This window comes from Rhabdothermincola sp. (assembly GCF_036846205.1).
In the GTDB taxonomy this organism is placed as follows: domain Bacteria; phylum Actinomycetota; class Acidimicrobiia; order Acidimicrobiales; family Acidimicrobilacustridaceae; genus Rhabdothermincola.
Genome location: NZ_DAIUCK010000002.1, coordinates 1 through 14,279, shown reverse-complemented (window position 1 = coordinate 14,279; position 14,279 = coordinate 1). Strand labels below are relative to the sequence as shown.

Below are 14,279 nucleotides of genomic sequence, written 5' to 3'. Positions count from 1 at the left end.
CGAGACCGAGGAGCGACCATGAACGTCCCCGCAGGCCCACCCCCACCGGTCGTGCGTGACCGCGCCGTGGGCGTCGTCGTCGCCGCTGCGGCCGCCGATGCGCTGGGAGCGCCCCACGAGTTCGGGCCACCGCTTCCCGAGGGGTACGAGTTGCGGATGACCGGTGGAGGGCCGTTCGGGTGGGAGCCGGGCGAGTGGACCGACGACACCCAGACCGCCCTGGCGGTCCTGCATGCCGCTGCGTCCGACGAGCGGGAACCGGTCGATGCCATCGCCGGGTCACTCGTGGCCTGGTACCGGAGCCGTCCCCGCGATGTCGGTGGCCAGACCCGAGCCGTCCTCGCCCCCGTCACGGGGGACCCGACCGCGAGGGCGTTGATCGAGACCGCCGCCCGCTGGCAGGCGGCGAACGGCGAACGCGCCGGCAACGGCAGCCTCATGCGAACCGGACCGGTCGCCGCCTTGCTGGCGCCCCGCAGCCTCCGCTCGATCGCGGCCATCGCCGCCCAGGTGTCCGAGCTCACTCATCCCCACCCCGACGCGGTCGACGCCTGCGTGCTGTGGAGCGCGGCGATCTGGCGGGCGATGTGGACCCCGCCAGGCGCGGCGCTCGACTGGGTCGACCTCGTGGTCGAGGGGATCGACACGCTGCCCGAACCGCGACGACGCCCGTGGCACGCTCGGCTCGAGCGCTGCCGGACCGAGCCACCCGAGGCCTTCGAGCCCAACGGGTGGGTGGTGGCCGCGCTGCAGGCAGCTCTGGCCGCCATCAGCCAGAGCGAGCCCGACCCGGGGGCGCCAGCCTGCACCCACCTGCGGCGGGCCATCGAGCGAGCGGTGCGGGCGGGCGGTGACACCGACACCGTGGCGACGATCGCCGGGGCGCTGGCCGGTGCCCGGTGGGGGGCCACCGCGGTGCCGGCGTCCTGGCGGCGGCCGCTCCACGGCCGATTCATCTACGGCCATCCAGCGCTCGGCCCGGCCGATCTCGATCGGCTGGCCAGGCTGGCCTTCGACCAGGGACGGGTCGATCGCGACGGTTGGCCCACTGCGGCCACCATGTTGCCGGCCTACCGGAAGGATTGGACCGCTCCCGCGCAGGCGGTCGAGCTGGTGGACGGACTCGTGATCGGGAACGTGCACGCGCTCCCCGAGGTGTTGGCAGACGTCGATGCCGTGGTATCGCTGTGCCGGATGGGACGCGAGGACGTGCCACCCTCGGTCGAGCACCACGTGATCGGCCTCCTCGATACGAGCCTGGACGAGAACCCGAACGTGGACTTCGTGCTCGCCGACACCGCGGATCTCCTCGACGTGATCATCGGCGAGCGCAAGCGGGTCTTCCTCCACTGCGTGCAGGCCCAGAACCGCACCCCGGCGGTCGCTGCCGCCTACCTGGTCCGCCATCACGGCCACGACCCCGACGCGGCGGTCGATCGGGTACGGCAGGTCCTCGGGACCCGGCCCCGATCCTTCCTCCTCGAGGGGGTCCGCAGCCTCTCGGGGCCCGGGTGATCCATCCGGGCGCTGGCCGTCCAGGGGGCACACCGCTCAGCTCGACACGGGAACGGGCGGTCGCATCACCCCGGGTCCGGGGTAGGAAGCCGGCGATGAGCACCGCATCCTCCGGGGCTCGCAACCCGACGCCCGAGGTGGCTGGGCACCTCCTCGCGTACCTGGAGCGAACCACCGACCTGGTCGGGGTGACCAACGAGCGGGGGGAGGTCGTCTACCTGAACCGCACGGCGCGGGAGCGCCTCGGCCTCGACCCGGCGACCGGTCGCGTGACCACTGCCGATCTCTTCCCCGGCACCGTGTTCGACCTCTACTACGAGCAGATCCGGCCGAGGCTGCTGGGCGGTGAGGCGTGGAACGGGTACCTCCCGGTGCGGGCACGTCGTGGGACTCCCATGGAGATGTGGGTGACGATCGTCGGAGGCACCGGTCCCGGGGGTGAGATCACCTGGCTCGTCGTCTCGGCCCGGGATGTGACCGAATGGCGCCACGTCCGCGACGAGCTGAGCCGCAGGGCCACCCATGACGATCTCACCGGTCTCCCCACCCGGGCTCTGCTCATGGACCGCCTTCACGTCGCGCTGGCACGAGCCAGGCGCACCGGAAACCAGGTGGGGGTGATGTTCGTCGACGTCGACGAGCTCAAAGCCGTCAACGACCGGTGGGGGCATCGGGCGGGGGACCAGGTGCTGGAGGAAGTGGCTCGACGGCTCCGCGACTCCGTACGGGCCATCGACACGGTCGCCCGGGTGGGGGGTGACGAGTTCGTGGTGCTCTTCGACGGTGTGGATGACGAGGACGAAGCAAGAGCGCTCGCCACCAGGGTCCATGCGTGCCTGGAAGCCGAGGCGATGCAGATCGGCGAGCACCAGGTCAACGTCTCGGCCAGCGTCGGCGTCGCGGTCGGCTCGGGTGACGACGACGGGGACCGATTGCTGAGCGAGGCGGATGCCGCCATGTACCACGAGAAGGGCGAGCGCCGCTCGATCGCGCTCGGCACCAGCGCCGACCACCTCGTCGATCTCCGGGCGGTCACCTCGCACGACGTCGCGGTCGCGGTGACCCAGATGGCGATCGTGCCCTACTACCAGCCGGTGGTGCGCACGGCGACCGGCGCGCTGGCCGGGTTCCAGGCGCTGGCCCACTGGGTGCGCACCCGAGGCGAGCCCCTGGGGGCGCCCGACTTCATCGGAGTGGTCGAGGGCTCCGCCGTGGCGTTCTCGCTGGACCTGGCCATCCTGCGCCAGGCTGCCCGTGACCTGGCGGCCAGCGGGCTCGCCACCACGCTCTACGTGCACGTGTCCGCCGGGTTCTTGAGCAAGCCGGGCGTCGACCGCTTCGTCACCGAAGTGGTCCAGCACGCGGGCCTCGATGCCGGGAGGTTGGCGATCGTCGTGCCCCGGCAGCTGCTCGGGCACCGGGCGCTCGCCGTGCAGGACACGCTGGGGGCACTGCGGGAGGCAGGTGCTCGGGTGGTGCTCCACCTCCCCCACGGCACCCGGCCCGAAGCCCCGGCCCTCTCCAGCGAGCTCTTCTCGGAGCTGCGGTTCGCTCCCGGCTGGATCCGGGCCCTCGACACCCGGCCCCAGCTGGTGGCGGAGCTCGTCCGCTCGGCCCACGAGCGGGCGCTGCTGGCGCGAGCGACCGCCGTGGAGGACGAGTCGCAGTTGCGGCGGCTGCGCGAGATGGGCTGCGACCTCGCGGAGGGTCTCCACATCGGCGCACCCTCGGCGACGCTGGCGCACCCCAGGCTGCTGCCCGACCCTCGCTGAGGCCACACCGGCGCCGCCGATCGGCAAGGATGCAGGCGTGGCAGCCGCAGGAACCGAACCGAAGAGCGTACGCAACTGGGAAGCGCGCGGCCGGCGGGAGGTGCTCGCCGGCCATGAGGTGTTCGTGATCGACGCCGCTCCGACCGAGGTCGAGAGTGGGCCTCCGCTGCTGGTGCTGCACGGCTTCCCCACCTCGTCGTTCGACTGGCGCCACGTCCTTCCGGCCATCAACCGCCACCGGCGGGTGCTGCTGCTCGACTTCCTGGGGTACGGGCTGTCCTCCAAGCCGGATCTCGCCTACACGATGGCCCTGCAGGCAGACGTCGCCCAGGCGTTCGTCGAGTCGCGTGGCCTCGAGGGCGTCAGCCTGGTCACCAACGACATGGGGGACACGGTGGGCGGTGAGCTGCTCGCCCGCTCACTGGAGGGCACCCTGCCGTTCCAGATCCTGCGCCGGGTGATCACCAACGGGAGCATCTACATCGAGATGGCGAACCTGTCCGACGGTCAACTGTTCCTGCTGGCCCTGCCGGACGAGCGGCTGGCCAGCCCCTTCGACCCTGGAGGCACCGGGTTCCGAGCGGGCCTCGCCCGGGTGTTCTCGGCCGAGCACCCGGCCAGCGACGAGGAGCTGGACGCCCAGTGGTGGCTCACCCGCCGCGAAGGTGGGGACCAACTCCTCCCCCGCCTGATCCGCTACATCGAGGAGCGCCGGGCGAACGAGGGGCGGTTCACCGGCGCCATCGAGGAGCACCCGTCACCCCTCACCGTCCTGTGGGGCGACCAGGACCCGATCGCGGTGTACGCGATGGCCGAGCGCCTGGTCGCGGCCCGCCCGGATGCCACGCTGGTCCGGTTGGAAGGTGTCGGCCACCTGCCGATGATCGAGACCCCTGCCGCGGTCGCCCGAGCGATCCTGGCCGGGACCTGAGCCGTGACGAGGGGAGCGCGATGAGCGAGCTCAGGAGAGACCAGGCGGGCCCGGCGTCACCGATCTGGGATCTCGCGGATGCCTACGTCGAGCGCTCCTGCGAGCTGGACCCCATCAAGGCCACCGCCATCGGCGTGCCGGGCTATGACGACCGGCTGACTGACTACTCCCCCGACGGGGTGGAGGAGCGGGTGGCGCTCGACCGCGACACCCTCACCCGGCTGGCGGCGATCGAGCCCGCCGACGGGCGCGACCGCATCGCGGCGGCGTTCATGACGGAGCGGCTCGGCACCTCCCTGGCCTTCGCCGACGCGAATGAGCACCTCCGAGCACTGCGCAACATCGCCAGCCCGCTGCAGTCCATCCGACAGGTCTTCGATCTGATGGGCCGAGCGTCGGTCACCGACTGGGAACTGATCGCACGGCGGATGGAAGCCGTGCCAGCCGCGCTCGCCAGCCTCCGGGCGAGTCTGGCCGAGGGCCTCACCCGCGGTCTCACCGCGGCCCGGCGGCAGGCTCTCGAAGCTGCGAAGCAGGCGCAGGCCTGGGCCGGCGCCGGCGACGGGTCATCCTTCTTCGAAGGCCTGGTCGCCTCGGTCGATCCCGACCTCGGGCTGCCAGCCGAGCTGCGCACCGAGCTCGATGAGGCAGCGCTCGAGGCGGCCATGGCCTTCGGCGAGATGGCCGGCTGGCTGCGCGACACCTATGCCCCTAAGGCTTCGGAGCGCGACGCGGTGGGTGCCGACCGCTACGCCCTGTTCGCCCGCGGGTCGCTCGGCGCCGACATCGACCTGTTCGAGACCTACGAGTGGGGCTGGGAGGAGCTGGCCCGTCTCGAGGCCGAGATGGTCGAGGTCTGCCGGGTGATCGGCGCCGGGTCCACCATCGCCGAGACGATCGAGTGGCTGGAGACCCGCAGCGATCTGGCCATCGAGGGCGAGGACGCACTCCGCGCCTGGCTGCAGGACCTCATGGACCGCACGATCGACGAGCTCGACGGGGTGCACTTCGACATCCCCGGTCCCGTCAGGCGGGTCGAGGCCATGATCGCACCCCCCGGCGGGGCCGCGGCCATGTACTACACCGGGCCCTCGGAGGACTTCAGCCGCCCGGGCCGCACCTGGTACCCCACGCTCGGCAAGACCCGGTTCCCGCTCTGGGGCGAGGTGTCGATCGCCTACCACGAAGGCGTGCCCGGCCATCACCTCCAGATCGGGCAGGTGCGGTACCTGCGTGACCGGCTCAATCGCTTCCAGCGCACCTCGGGGGTGTCGGGGCACGCCGAGGGGTGGGCGCTCTACGCCGAGCGCCTGATGGACGAGCTCGGGTACCTCGATCGGCCGGAGTACCGGCTCGGGTACCTGCGAGCCCAGGCCATGCGAGCCGTCCGGGTGATCGTCGACATCGGCATGCACCTGGAGCTGGCGATCCCGAGGGGTCAGGACTTCCATCCGGGCGAGCAGTGGACCCCGGACCTGGGGCAGCTCTTCGTGAACGAGCGATCCCGCTTCCCGCTCGACTTCATGGCCAGCGAGATCGTGCGCTACCTCGGTTGGCCCGGTCAGGCCATCAGCTACAAGGTGGGCGAGCGGGTGTGGCTCAGAGCCAGGGACGAGGTGCGCCGCCAGCTCGGGGCCGGCTTCGACCTCAAGTCCTTCCACCGGTTCGCGCTCGACCTGGGACCGATCGGCCTCGACCTGCTCCACGACGAGCTCGTCCGCTTCGGGGCCGAGACCCGACCGTGAGGTGCCGCCACCTCCCGTCCCACCCCGCTCAGGGCCGAGGCCGGAAGCGGGGGATGCCACGGCCCGAAGCCGACCGGTCGAACACCACCTCCACCGGCTGACCGATGGTCACCTCACCGGGGTCGCAGCCGACGATGTTCGTGAGCACCCTGGGGCCTTCGTCGAGCTCCACCTGCGCGATCACGTACGGCACCACCTTCCGCCAGGGCTCCGGGGCCTGGCGGACCACGGTGAAGCTGTAGACGGTGCCCTGGCCGCTGGCCTCGAACCACGAGATGGACGAGCGGTGGCACTCGGGGCAGAAGCGGCGCGGGTACCAGATCACCGCGCCACAGCTGTCGCAGCGCGGCAGCACGAGCCGCCCCTCGGCGGTCGCACGCCAGAACGGCTCCGTTTCGAGGGTGGTCACCGGGTCGGGCGCGGGCAGCTCGCTCACCGGCCGGACCTCCCGAGGATGAGCGTCGCCGCACCCGATCGGGTGGCGAGCGACCCGCCGGTCCCGTGCACCAGTGCCAGCTCGCAGTCCGGCACCTGCAGCGCGGGGTGGGCCTCGCCGCGGAGCTGGCGGACCGCCTCGATGATCTTGGTCATCCCACCCCGGTTCCCGGGATGGTTGTTGCACAGGCCACCGCCGTCCGTGTTGAACGGCAGCCGGCCGTGCGGTGCCTCCAGTGCCCCGTCAGCCACGAACGCGCCCCCTCGACCCTTCTCGCAGAACCCGAGATCCTCGATGGTCACCACCACGGTGATGGTGAAGCTGTCGTAGATCGACGCGTAATCGATGTCTCGGGGCGTGACACCGGCCTCGGCGAAGGCGAGCGGTCCGGAGCGCACCGCCCCGGTCATGATCAGATCGGCACGACCATTGCCGGTGTGCTTGGCGGTCTCACCGTGACCGAGCACCTCGACCGTCTGGCGCGGCAGCGCACGGGCCACCTCGGGGCTCACCACCACCACCGCCCCACCCCCGTCGGTCACCACGCAGCAGTCCAGCAGGTGAAGCGGGTCGCAGATCAGCCGGGACTCGAGGACCTCCTCCACCGTCACTTCCTGGGGAAGGAAGGCGTGCGGGTTGTGCTTGGCATGCCGGGAGGCGGCGACCTTCACCCACGCGAGCTGCTCGCTGGTGGTCCCGAACTCGTACATGTGGCGCTGGGCCACCAGGGCGTACTGGGAGACCGGCCCGGTGAAGCCCCACAGCCATTCGAAGCCGGTCTCGGGGCCTTCCGTGCCGCGCCCAGCCACTCGCCCCCGGTCGCTGCGAGGCGTGCCCGCCAGGGTGATCAACGCCACCCGACACATGCCTGCTGCGATGGCGGCGGCGTGGCCGACGTGCTGGAGGTACGAGGAACCACCTGACTCGGTCGACTCGAAGTACGACAGGTGATCGAGCCCCAGGTACTCGGCCATCGACAACGGGCTCCAGCCCGGCGCCGTCGAGTCGCAGAGAAACCCGTCGACGTCCTCGAAACCCAGCCCGGCGTCCGCCAGCGCGCCAGCGGCCACCTCCGCGTGGATCTCGGCGAGGGTCCGATCCGGGATCTCACGCCTCGGGTGCTCGAAGACCCCCGCGATGTGTGCCACTCCCCCGGACCGCACCGTCGCAGTCTGCGAAAGCGGGAGCGCGTCGCGCAATCCGGAGGTCGCCAGCGCTCAGATCGGCTCGCCGGAGGGAGTCGAACGCAGGCCTGCCACCTCGAACTGCCGGGCGACGTCCACCGGTGACACGATGCCCACGATCCGGTCACCCACGAGCACCACCGCCCGCCCGTCGGAACACCCGGCCATCCGTGGCAGGAGCTCGAGCAGCAGCTCGTCGGGGTGCGCGACCGGGACCTCGGCGGGAGGGCAGGCGATCTGGTGGGCACGGATCGACCCGCGCTGGTCGGGTGGGACGAGCTTCACCCGGCTGAGGGTCACCAGACCTGCGAACCCGCCAAAGGAGTCCACCAGCGGAAAGGTCGAGTGCCGGCTGCGGAAGATGTAGCCGTCGAGCAGCTCCGCGACGGTGATGCCGGCGGGCACGGTGACCGGGTCCGGGGTCATCACGTCGCGCACCCGAACGCCTGCCAGCAGGTCGCGGGCCTCGGCCTGCTCCTCTTCCACCCGAGCGGCGGTGGTGAGGAACCAGCCGATGAACGCCAGCCAGATCCCACTCAGTCCCGCGCCACCGACGAACAGGAAGATGCCCAGCCCGATGAGGAACCACCCGAACACCTGGCCGGCGCGCGCGGCCGCGGCGCCGGCACGCCGGCGGTCGCCCCACACGTGCCAGAGCACCGCCCGCAGGATGCGCCCTCCATCGAGTGGTGCCGCCGGAGCCAGGTTGAACACCGCCAGGATCACGTTGATACCGGCCAGCCAGACGAAGATGCCCACCGTGAGCTCGGCGATGCCGGCCAGCGCCAGCAACGCGGCCACCACGCCGAACAGCCCGGCGGCGGCGACGCTGACGAGGGGACCGACCCCGGCGATGCGCAGCTCCGCCCCGGGATCGCCAGGCTCGCCCTCCAGCTTGGCCACCCCCCCGAAGAGCCAGAGCGTGATGCCCTCCACCGCCACGCCGTTGCGCCGGGCGACGATGGCGTGCGACAGCTCGTGCGCCAGCAGCGACAGGAAGAAGACGATCCCCGCGCCCAGGCCGGCCGCGAGGTACACGAACCCGCTGTAGCCGGGGTAGAGCTCGGGGAAACTGCCGCCAGCCAGCCCGAGCGTGATCAGGCCGAAGATGACGAGCACGCTCCAGTTGATCCCGACTCGCACCCCGAAGATCCGCCCCAGGCTGAGGCTCTCGGTCACGCTCCTCTACCTCCCCGTTGATGGTGGGCTCACGGCGCTCTCCCCTACCCGGCAGGGTGGTCGCCTGCCCGCTGCGGGCAGAGCGTTCGATGGGTTGTCCGGTCCCCGACATGCGCGGACCGGACTGCTCCATTCTCCATCAGCCCCAGACGGCCTGCCCGGTCGCGAGGCCGACCCCACGCCGAGGGCCGCGCTGGATGACAATCCGAACCGCTCCCCGTCCCGGGATGGAAGGACGAACAGTGCATGGACCCGTCTCTCCAGGTCGGTTGCCGCGGGCAGTTGGGAAAGGACCGTTTCCCGAATGGCAGGGCTCGCCTACCCGAGCGAGGCTAGGTCGTTCCAGACGATCACTCGCCAGGGGGGCACATGCGAGTCAGGGTTGACGGTGACAAGTGCCAGGGCCACAACCGGTGCTACGCGCTGGCGCCGGATCTCTTCGACGTCGACGACTACGGCTACGCGCACGAACTGAACGACGGCGTGGTGCCTGCGGGGCGGGAGGAGCAGGCCCGGCTGGCGGCTGCGAACTGCCCTGAGTTCGCCATCACGATCGAGGAAGACGTATGAGCGGTCATCACCCACCGGTCACCGACTGGGCGACCGACTTCGACCACACCGACCCGGCCTGGGCTGCCGATCCGTATCCCATCTGGGCTGAGCTGCGCGAGCGCTGCCCGATCGCCCACTCGGATCGCTACGGCGGCGTGTGGCTGCCGACCCGCCACGAGGACGTGGCCGCCATCGCCTACGACACCGAGCACTTCACCTCCCAGAGCGTGATCGTGAGCGAGGGTCGCCCGATGGTCCCTGCGCCGCAGGGCATCGCTCCACCGATCTCCTCCGACCCGCCCTTCCATCACGAAGCGAGGCGCCTGCTGTTGCCGGCCTTCTCACCCAGAGCCATCGCACCGCTCGAGCCGTTCACCCGCGACTACTGCCGCGAGCTGCTCGACGCGGTCGACGGGCAGGAGGTGGTCGACGCCGCGAAGGAATACGCGCAACACATCCCGGTCCGGGTCATCGCCAAGATGCTCGGCTTCCCGCCGGAGGACGCCGACCAGTTCCGCGAGTTCGTGCACAACGCGCTCGAAGCCGTGGACCTGCCGGTGGAGCAGCGCATGGCGAACTTCGAGAAGCTCGACGCGTACCTCGAGGAGCAGGTCCGCGATCACCTCGAGAACCCGCGGGACGACCTCACGACGTTCCTGCTCGAGGCCGAGCTGAACGGTGAGCGTCTCAACGCCGACCACGTCCGGGGCTCGATCGCGCTCCTGCTGATCGCCGGCATCGACACCACCTGGAGCGCCATCGGCGCATCGATCTGGCACCTGGCGCAGCACCCCGACGACCTGCGGCGACTCGTGGCGGAACCGGAACTGATGCCCACCGCGGTGGAGGAACTGCTCCGGGCCTACGCGCCGGTGACGATGGCTCGCCTGGTGAAGGAGGACTTCGAGTTCAACGGGTGCCCGATGCGGCGCAACGAGTGGGTCCTGTTGCCCTTCCCGGCTGCCAACCGCGACCCCGAGGTGTTCGACCGGCCGGACGAGGTGGTCATCGATCGGGCCGAGAACCGGCACGCCGCCTTCGGTCTGGGCATCCACCGCTGCGCGGGATCGAACCTGGCCCGCATGGAACTGCGGGTGGCGTTGGAGGTCTGGATCGAGCGGTTCGGCCGTTCCGGCTTCGAGCTGGCCGACCCGGCTGCCGTCACCTGGTCTGGTGGCCAGGTGCGAGGCCCCCGGACCTTGCCGGTGCGGGTGCACCTCTCGTAGCGGTCACTCGCCAGGCCGCGAGGCAGACCACGACCGGGCTGGCGAGCCCACCCGTCTGCGAGTCAACGGGGCATCAGGTGCCGGGCGCTGTAGACGGGCAGATCGAGGAAGGTCAGCACCCCCGGATCGGCTTCCACGACGTGGGGGATGGCGTTGATCACGTGCATGGCCGTTGCCAGGCAGCCCGCGTGGTTGTGGTCACCGACGTGGGAGGAGAGCTCGAGGTCGATCCGCACGCAGGGCTCACCGTCGATGTGGATGCGATAGCCGCTGCCCTGGGGCCAGCTGGGCGCGTCCTGGTCCCGTAGCCGGGTGACGTGCTCGACGACGATCCGCGGCTCGTCACCGATCATCCCCCTGATCTCGAATCGCATGCCCGAGATGGTCCCCTTTTCGATGGTGCCGGAGGCGATGTCGAACTCCTCGTCGGCGTGGATGACCTCGTGCCGCTCCGTGATGCCGTCGAGCTCGACGTCGAGCGCCGCGGCCACCATCTCGATCACCGGCCCCCACGCCAGGGTGGTGGAGCCCGGTGCCAGCAGCAACGACGCCGACGGGTCAGGCTTCCCGAAGCCCATGATCTCGAACATGGTGAACGGGTTGTCCCAGGTGGCGTAGTTGACGATCTCCATCATGCGGACGGTCCGGACCTCTTTGCACAAGGCGAGCGCGCCGACGGTGATGCCGGCGTTGCCGTAGCCCGGGTCGATGCCCGAGGTGTAGATCGAGCTGCCCCCCTCGATGCAGGCCGCCTGCAGCCGCTCGTAGACCCCGGGCCCGGCGGCCTGGGGGTAGAGCAGGGGTACGTACGAGGTGTTCACCACGTTCTTGCCGGCCTCGAGCATCCGGCACAGGTCGTCGATCACGCCTTCGGGCCGGAGATCGGAGTTGGCCATGTAGCAGATGCAGTCGGCGTCGGTGTCGTAGAGCAGTGTGTCGGCATCCTGGGTGGCGATCACCCCCACCGGGTCGCTGCCACAGATCTCCCCCGCGTCACGACCGGCCTTGCGGTCCGAGTGCACCCACAAGCCGACGAGCTCGAGGTCCGGATGGGCTGCGATGGCCGGCACGGCGTGTACCCCCACCGTGCCCGTCGCCCATTGGATCACGCGATAGGTCATGGTTCCCCCGAAAGCTGTCGGATACCGAACGGACGAGCGGTCACCGTACCCGGGTTCGCGACGGCCAGGGTCCGACTGTGATGGCGCCGCGGTCGGGTGCCGCGCTGGGGTGGAGGCCGTCCCGCCTGCACAGCTCCGCGAACCAGGCCGCGTCGCGCACCGCGCAGCCTTCGGGATCGTTGTTGAAGTACACGTACACGTCCTCGCCGAGCGCCCAGAGGCTCGCGATCCGGTCGACCCAGGACTGCAACGCCGCCTCGCCGTAACAGGGCCTCGGCGTGGCGGTGCCGTGGTGGAGGCGCAGGTAGCCGAACCCCGCCGTGCGCTCCAGTGGCTCCTGCGGTCGACCGTCGCGATCGGTGAGCACCAGCGCTGCGTCGTGCGCTCGCAGCAGGTCGAAGGTGTCACCCACGAGCCAACTCCGGTGCCGCAACTCCACCGCGACCCGGTGTGACCGGGGCCAGCCGGACAGGAACCCCTCGAGACGGTCGAGATCGATCGGCAGGTCCGGTGGGAGCTGGACGAGCACCGGCCCGGTCTTCGACCCGAGTGGTCGTGTGCTCTCGAGGAATCGGCGGACAGGCTCGTCCGGATCACGCAACCGCCTGACGTGCGTGAGGAAGCGGCTCATCTTCAGCGCGAAGACGAACCCCGCCGGCGCCGCGTCGTGCCACTGCTGGAACCTCGCGGCCTCGGGCAACCGGTAGAAGGTGTTGTTCACCTCGACCGTCTCGAAGCAGGAGGCGTAGTGCCCGAACCACCGCCGTTGGGATAGGCCTTCGGGATAGAAGCGACCTCGCCAATGGCGGTACTGCCAACCCGACGTCCCGACCCAGACGGTCACCGGGACCGCCCTCGTCTCACGCCGGCGCGAAAGCGCCGGCCCGCGATGGGATCTCGTTCACTGACCACGGTTCGTTCGCGCCTCCCGCGAGTCCGTCCAGGCCTCTACCCACGTTCGCCGGCACCGATCGAAGCACGACCGACCACTCTTCGAGCGCGAGAACGACCCGAGCGTGGGTAGGGAGCAGGCGAATCGACTGACACCTATCGGGGAGACGCCCATGTTGTGGTTCCTGCTCGGCTTGCTCGTGATCGGCCTCGTGGCTGGCTATCTGGCTCGACTGCTCGTCCCCGGGCCCGATCCGATGGGCGTCGGGGGAACGTTGCTGCTCGGCATCGTCGGCTCCTACATCGGCGGCTTCCTCGGTTGGCTCCTCTTCGGCGCCGACCTGAAGCACGGTGCGGTCCAGGCGTCGGGACTCATCGGATCGGTGATCGGTGCGGTCATCGCCCTGCTCGTCTATCGGAGGGTTGCCGGTGAAGGCCGGCGAGCGTGAGCGGCGCAGGCGGTGCTAGCACTGGACGGAGACCCCGGCATCCCTCCGCCGCGAACACAGGGAGGTCCCGATGAAGGCTTTGCAGATCACGCGATGGAAGGCATCACCCGAGATCGTCGAGGTGGACGAGCCCGAACCCGGCCCGGGGCAGGTGGTCGTGCGCATCGGCGGGGCAGGAGCCTGCCATTCAGACCTGCATCTGCTGCACGACTTCGACGAAGGCATGCTCCCGTTCAGCCCGCCGTTCACCCTCGGCCACGAGAACGCCGGTTGGGTGCATGCGATCGGGGCGGGAGTGAACTGGCTCGAGGTCGGCCAGCCCGTCGCGGTCTACGGACCGTGGGGGTGCGGTTGGTGCAAGCGCTGCCGGCTGGGGATGGAGAACTACTGCGAGCGCCAGGGGGAGATCGGTGTCTTCGGTGGCGGTCTCGGTCTCGACGGCGGCATGGCACCGTTGATGCTCGTGCCCTCCTCCCGCCTGCTGGTCCCCCTCGACACGCTCGACCCGGTCGACGCCGCTCCGCTGACCGACGCCGGGCTCACGCCCTACCACGCGATCAAGCGATCGCTGCACCTTCTCGAGCCCGGCTCGACCGCGGTGGTCATCGGCATCGGCGGGCTCGGGCACCTCGCCGTGCAGATCCTGCGGGCGTTGACCGCCTCCCGCATCATCGCCGTCGACCCCCGCGACGAGGCGTTGCAGCTCGCGTCCGAGAGCGGTGCCGACCACACGGTCGCACCAGGGGCCGACGCCGCCGATCAGATCCGCGACCTCACCCGGGGTCGCGGCGCCGACGTGATCCTCGACGTCGTCGGCTCCGATGAGACCTTGTCCCTCGCCACCGCGGTGTCTCGCCCCCTGGGCCACGTGACCCTGGTGGGGATCGCGGGTGGGAGCATCCCGTTCAGCTTCTTCAGCCAGCCTTACGAGGTGTCACTGGCCACGACGTACTGGGGGTCGATCACTGAGCTGGTGGAGGTGATCGCATTGGCGGAAGCGGGCCACCTGCGCCCGCACGTCACCCGCTTCTCTCTGGACGAGGCGCCGGCGGTCTACGAGAAGCTGGCTGCAGGGGAGATCGCCGGCCGAGCGGTCGTCTCGCCGACGGCGGCCTGACCGCGAGCGCGTCGCTCGCCGGGGCGGGCCACCACCACGCCTCAGGTCTGATCACTCCTGAGCGATCGCGGCGAGAACGTCGAGCCGGCCGGCTCGCCAGGCCGGGAGCAGACCGGCGACCACCCCCGCCGCGATCGCGGCCCCGGCGACGAGCCCCACTC

13 protein-coding genes are annotated in these 14,279 nt (G+C 70.6%); 8 read left to right on the top strand and 5 right to left on the bottom strand.

Features of this window, described 5'->3' with window-relative positions; translation table 11 throughout:
- The first annotated feature begins 18 nt into the window (after positions 1-18).
- The 4 genes from V7004_RS00440 (at position 19) to V7004_RS00425 (ending at position 5,963) form a co-directional block, all read left to right on the top strand.
- Positions 19-1,515 (top strand): ADP-ribosylglycohydrolase family protein, encoded by a 1,497-nt coding sequence (locus tag V7004_RS00440; protein ID WP_334141082.1) that lies wholly within the window; start codon positions 19-21, stop codon positions 1,513-1,515.
- Positions 1,516-1,610: 95 nt separating this feature from the next.
- Positions 1,611-3,287, top strand: coding sequence for a diguanylate cyclase domain-containing protein (locus V7004_RS00435; RefSeq protein WP_334141080.1), 1,677 nt, complete (start codon positions 1,611-1,613; stop codon positions 3,285-3,287).
- 37 nt (positions 3,288-3,324) lie between these two features.
- Positions 3,325-4,218 (top strand): alpha/beta fold hydrolase, encoded by an 894-nt coding sequence (locus tag V7004_RS00430; RefSeq protein ID WP_334141079.1) that lies wholly within the window; start codon positions 3,325-3,327, stop codon positions 4,216-4,218.
- 20 nt (positions 4,219-4,238) lie between these two features.
- Complete coding sequence (locus V7004_RS00425; protein ID WP_334141078.1) at positions 4,239-5,963, top strand: DUF885 domain-containing protein; 1,725 nt, start codon at positions 4,239-4,241, stop codon at positions 5,961-5,963.
- Positions 5,964-5,991: 28 nt separating this feature from the next.
- Here V7004_RS00425 and V7004_RS00420 read toward each other — a convergent pair whose 3' ends face one another.
- From V7004_RS00420 to V7004_RS00410, 3 genes are read right to left on the bottom strand one after another with little or no spacing between them, the layout of a single operon-like run.
- Positions 5,992-6,399, bottom strand: a complete 408-nt coding sequence (locus tag V7004_RS00420; RefSeq protein WP_334141077.1) for a Zn-ribbon domain-containing OB-fold protein — start codon at positions 6,397-6,399, stop codon at positions 5,992-5,994.
- A complete protein-coding gene (locus V7004_RS00415; RefSeq protein ID WP_334141075.1) occupies positions 6,396-7,562 on the bottom strand; it encodes a thiolase domain-containing protein in 1,167 nt (388 codons plus the stop codon). Before V7004_RS00415 ends, V7004_RS00420 begins: the two co-directional genes overlap by 4 nt.
- 54 nt (positions 7,563-7,616) lie before the next feature.
- Positions 7,617-8,762, bottom strand: coding sequence for a site-2 protease family protein (locus V7004_RS00410; RefSeq protein WP_334141074.1), 1,146 nt, complete (start codon positions 8,760-8,762; stop codon positions 7,617-7,619).
- Positions 8,763-9,131: 369 nt separating this feature from the next.
- Here V7004_RS00410 and V7004_RS00405 point away from each other — a divergent pair, with 369 nt between their 5' ends.
- Entirely contained in the window at positions 9,132-9,332 is a 201-nt protein-coding gene (locus V7004_RS00405) for a ferredoxin (protein ID WP_334141072.1), read from the top strand.
- Complete coding sequence (locus V7004_RS00400; protein WP_334141070.1) at positions 9,329-10,540, top strand: cytochrome P450; 1,212 nt, start codon at positions 9,329-9,331, stop codon at positions 10,538-10,540. Before V7004_RS00405 ends, V7004_RS00400 begins: the two co-directional genes overlap by 4 nt.
- 62 nt (positions 10,541-10,602) lie before the next feature.
- On the opposite strand, the gene V7004_RS00395 is transcribed toward V7004_RS00400, so the two are convergent.
- Together V7004_RS00395 and V7004_RS00390 are read right to left on the bottom strand one after the other, a co-directional pair.
- Entirely contained in the window at positions 10,603-11,661 is a 1,059-nt protein-coding gene (locus V7004_RS00395) for an NAD(P)H-dependent amine dehydrogenase family protein (protein WP_334141068.1), read from the bottom strand.
- A gap of 40 nt (positions 11,662-11,701) precedes the next feature.
- Positions 11,702-12,505, bottom strand: a complete 804-nt coding sequence (locus tag V7004_RS00390) for a DUF72 domain-containing protein (RefSeq protein WP_334141067.1) — start codon at positions 12,503-12,505, stop codon at positions 11,702-11,704.
- A 220-nt stretch (positions 12,506-12,725) separates the two neighbouring features.
- Here V7004_RS00390 and V7004_RS00385 point away from each other — a divergent pair, with 220 nt between their 5' ends.
- Both V7004_RS00385 and V7004_RS00380 read left to right on the top strand, forming a co-directional pair.
- Positions 12,726-13,001 carry a GlsB/YeaQ/YmgE family stress response membrane protein gene (locus V7004_RS00385; RefSeq protein ID WP_334141065.1) on the top strand — a complete coding sequence of 92 codons (276 nt, stop codon included), beginning with the start codon at positions 12,726-12,728 and terminating at the stop codon, positions 12,999-13,001.
- Between the two features lie 70 nt (positions 13,002-13,071).
- Positions 13,072-14,118 carry an NAD(P)-dependent alcohol dehydrogenase gene (locus tag V7004_RS00380; RefSeq protein ID WP_334141063.1) on the top strand — a complete coding sequence of 349 codons (1,047 nt, stop codon included), beginning with the start codon at positions 13,072-13,074 and terminating at the stop codon, positions 14,116-14,118.
- Positions 14,119-14,279 lie beyond the last annotated feature (161 nt).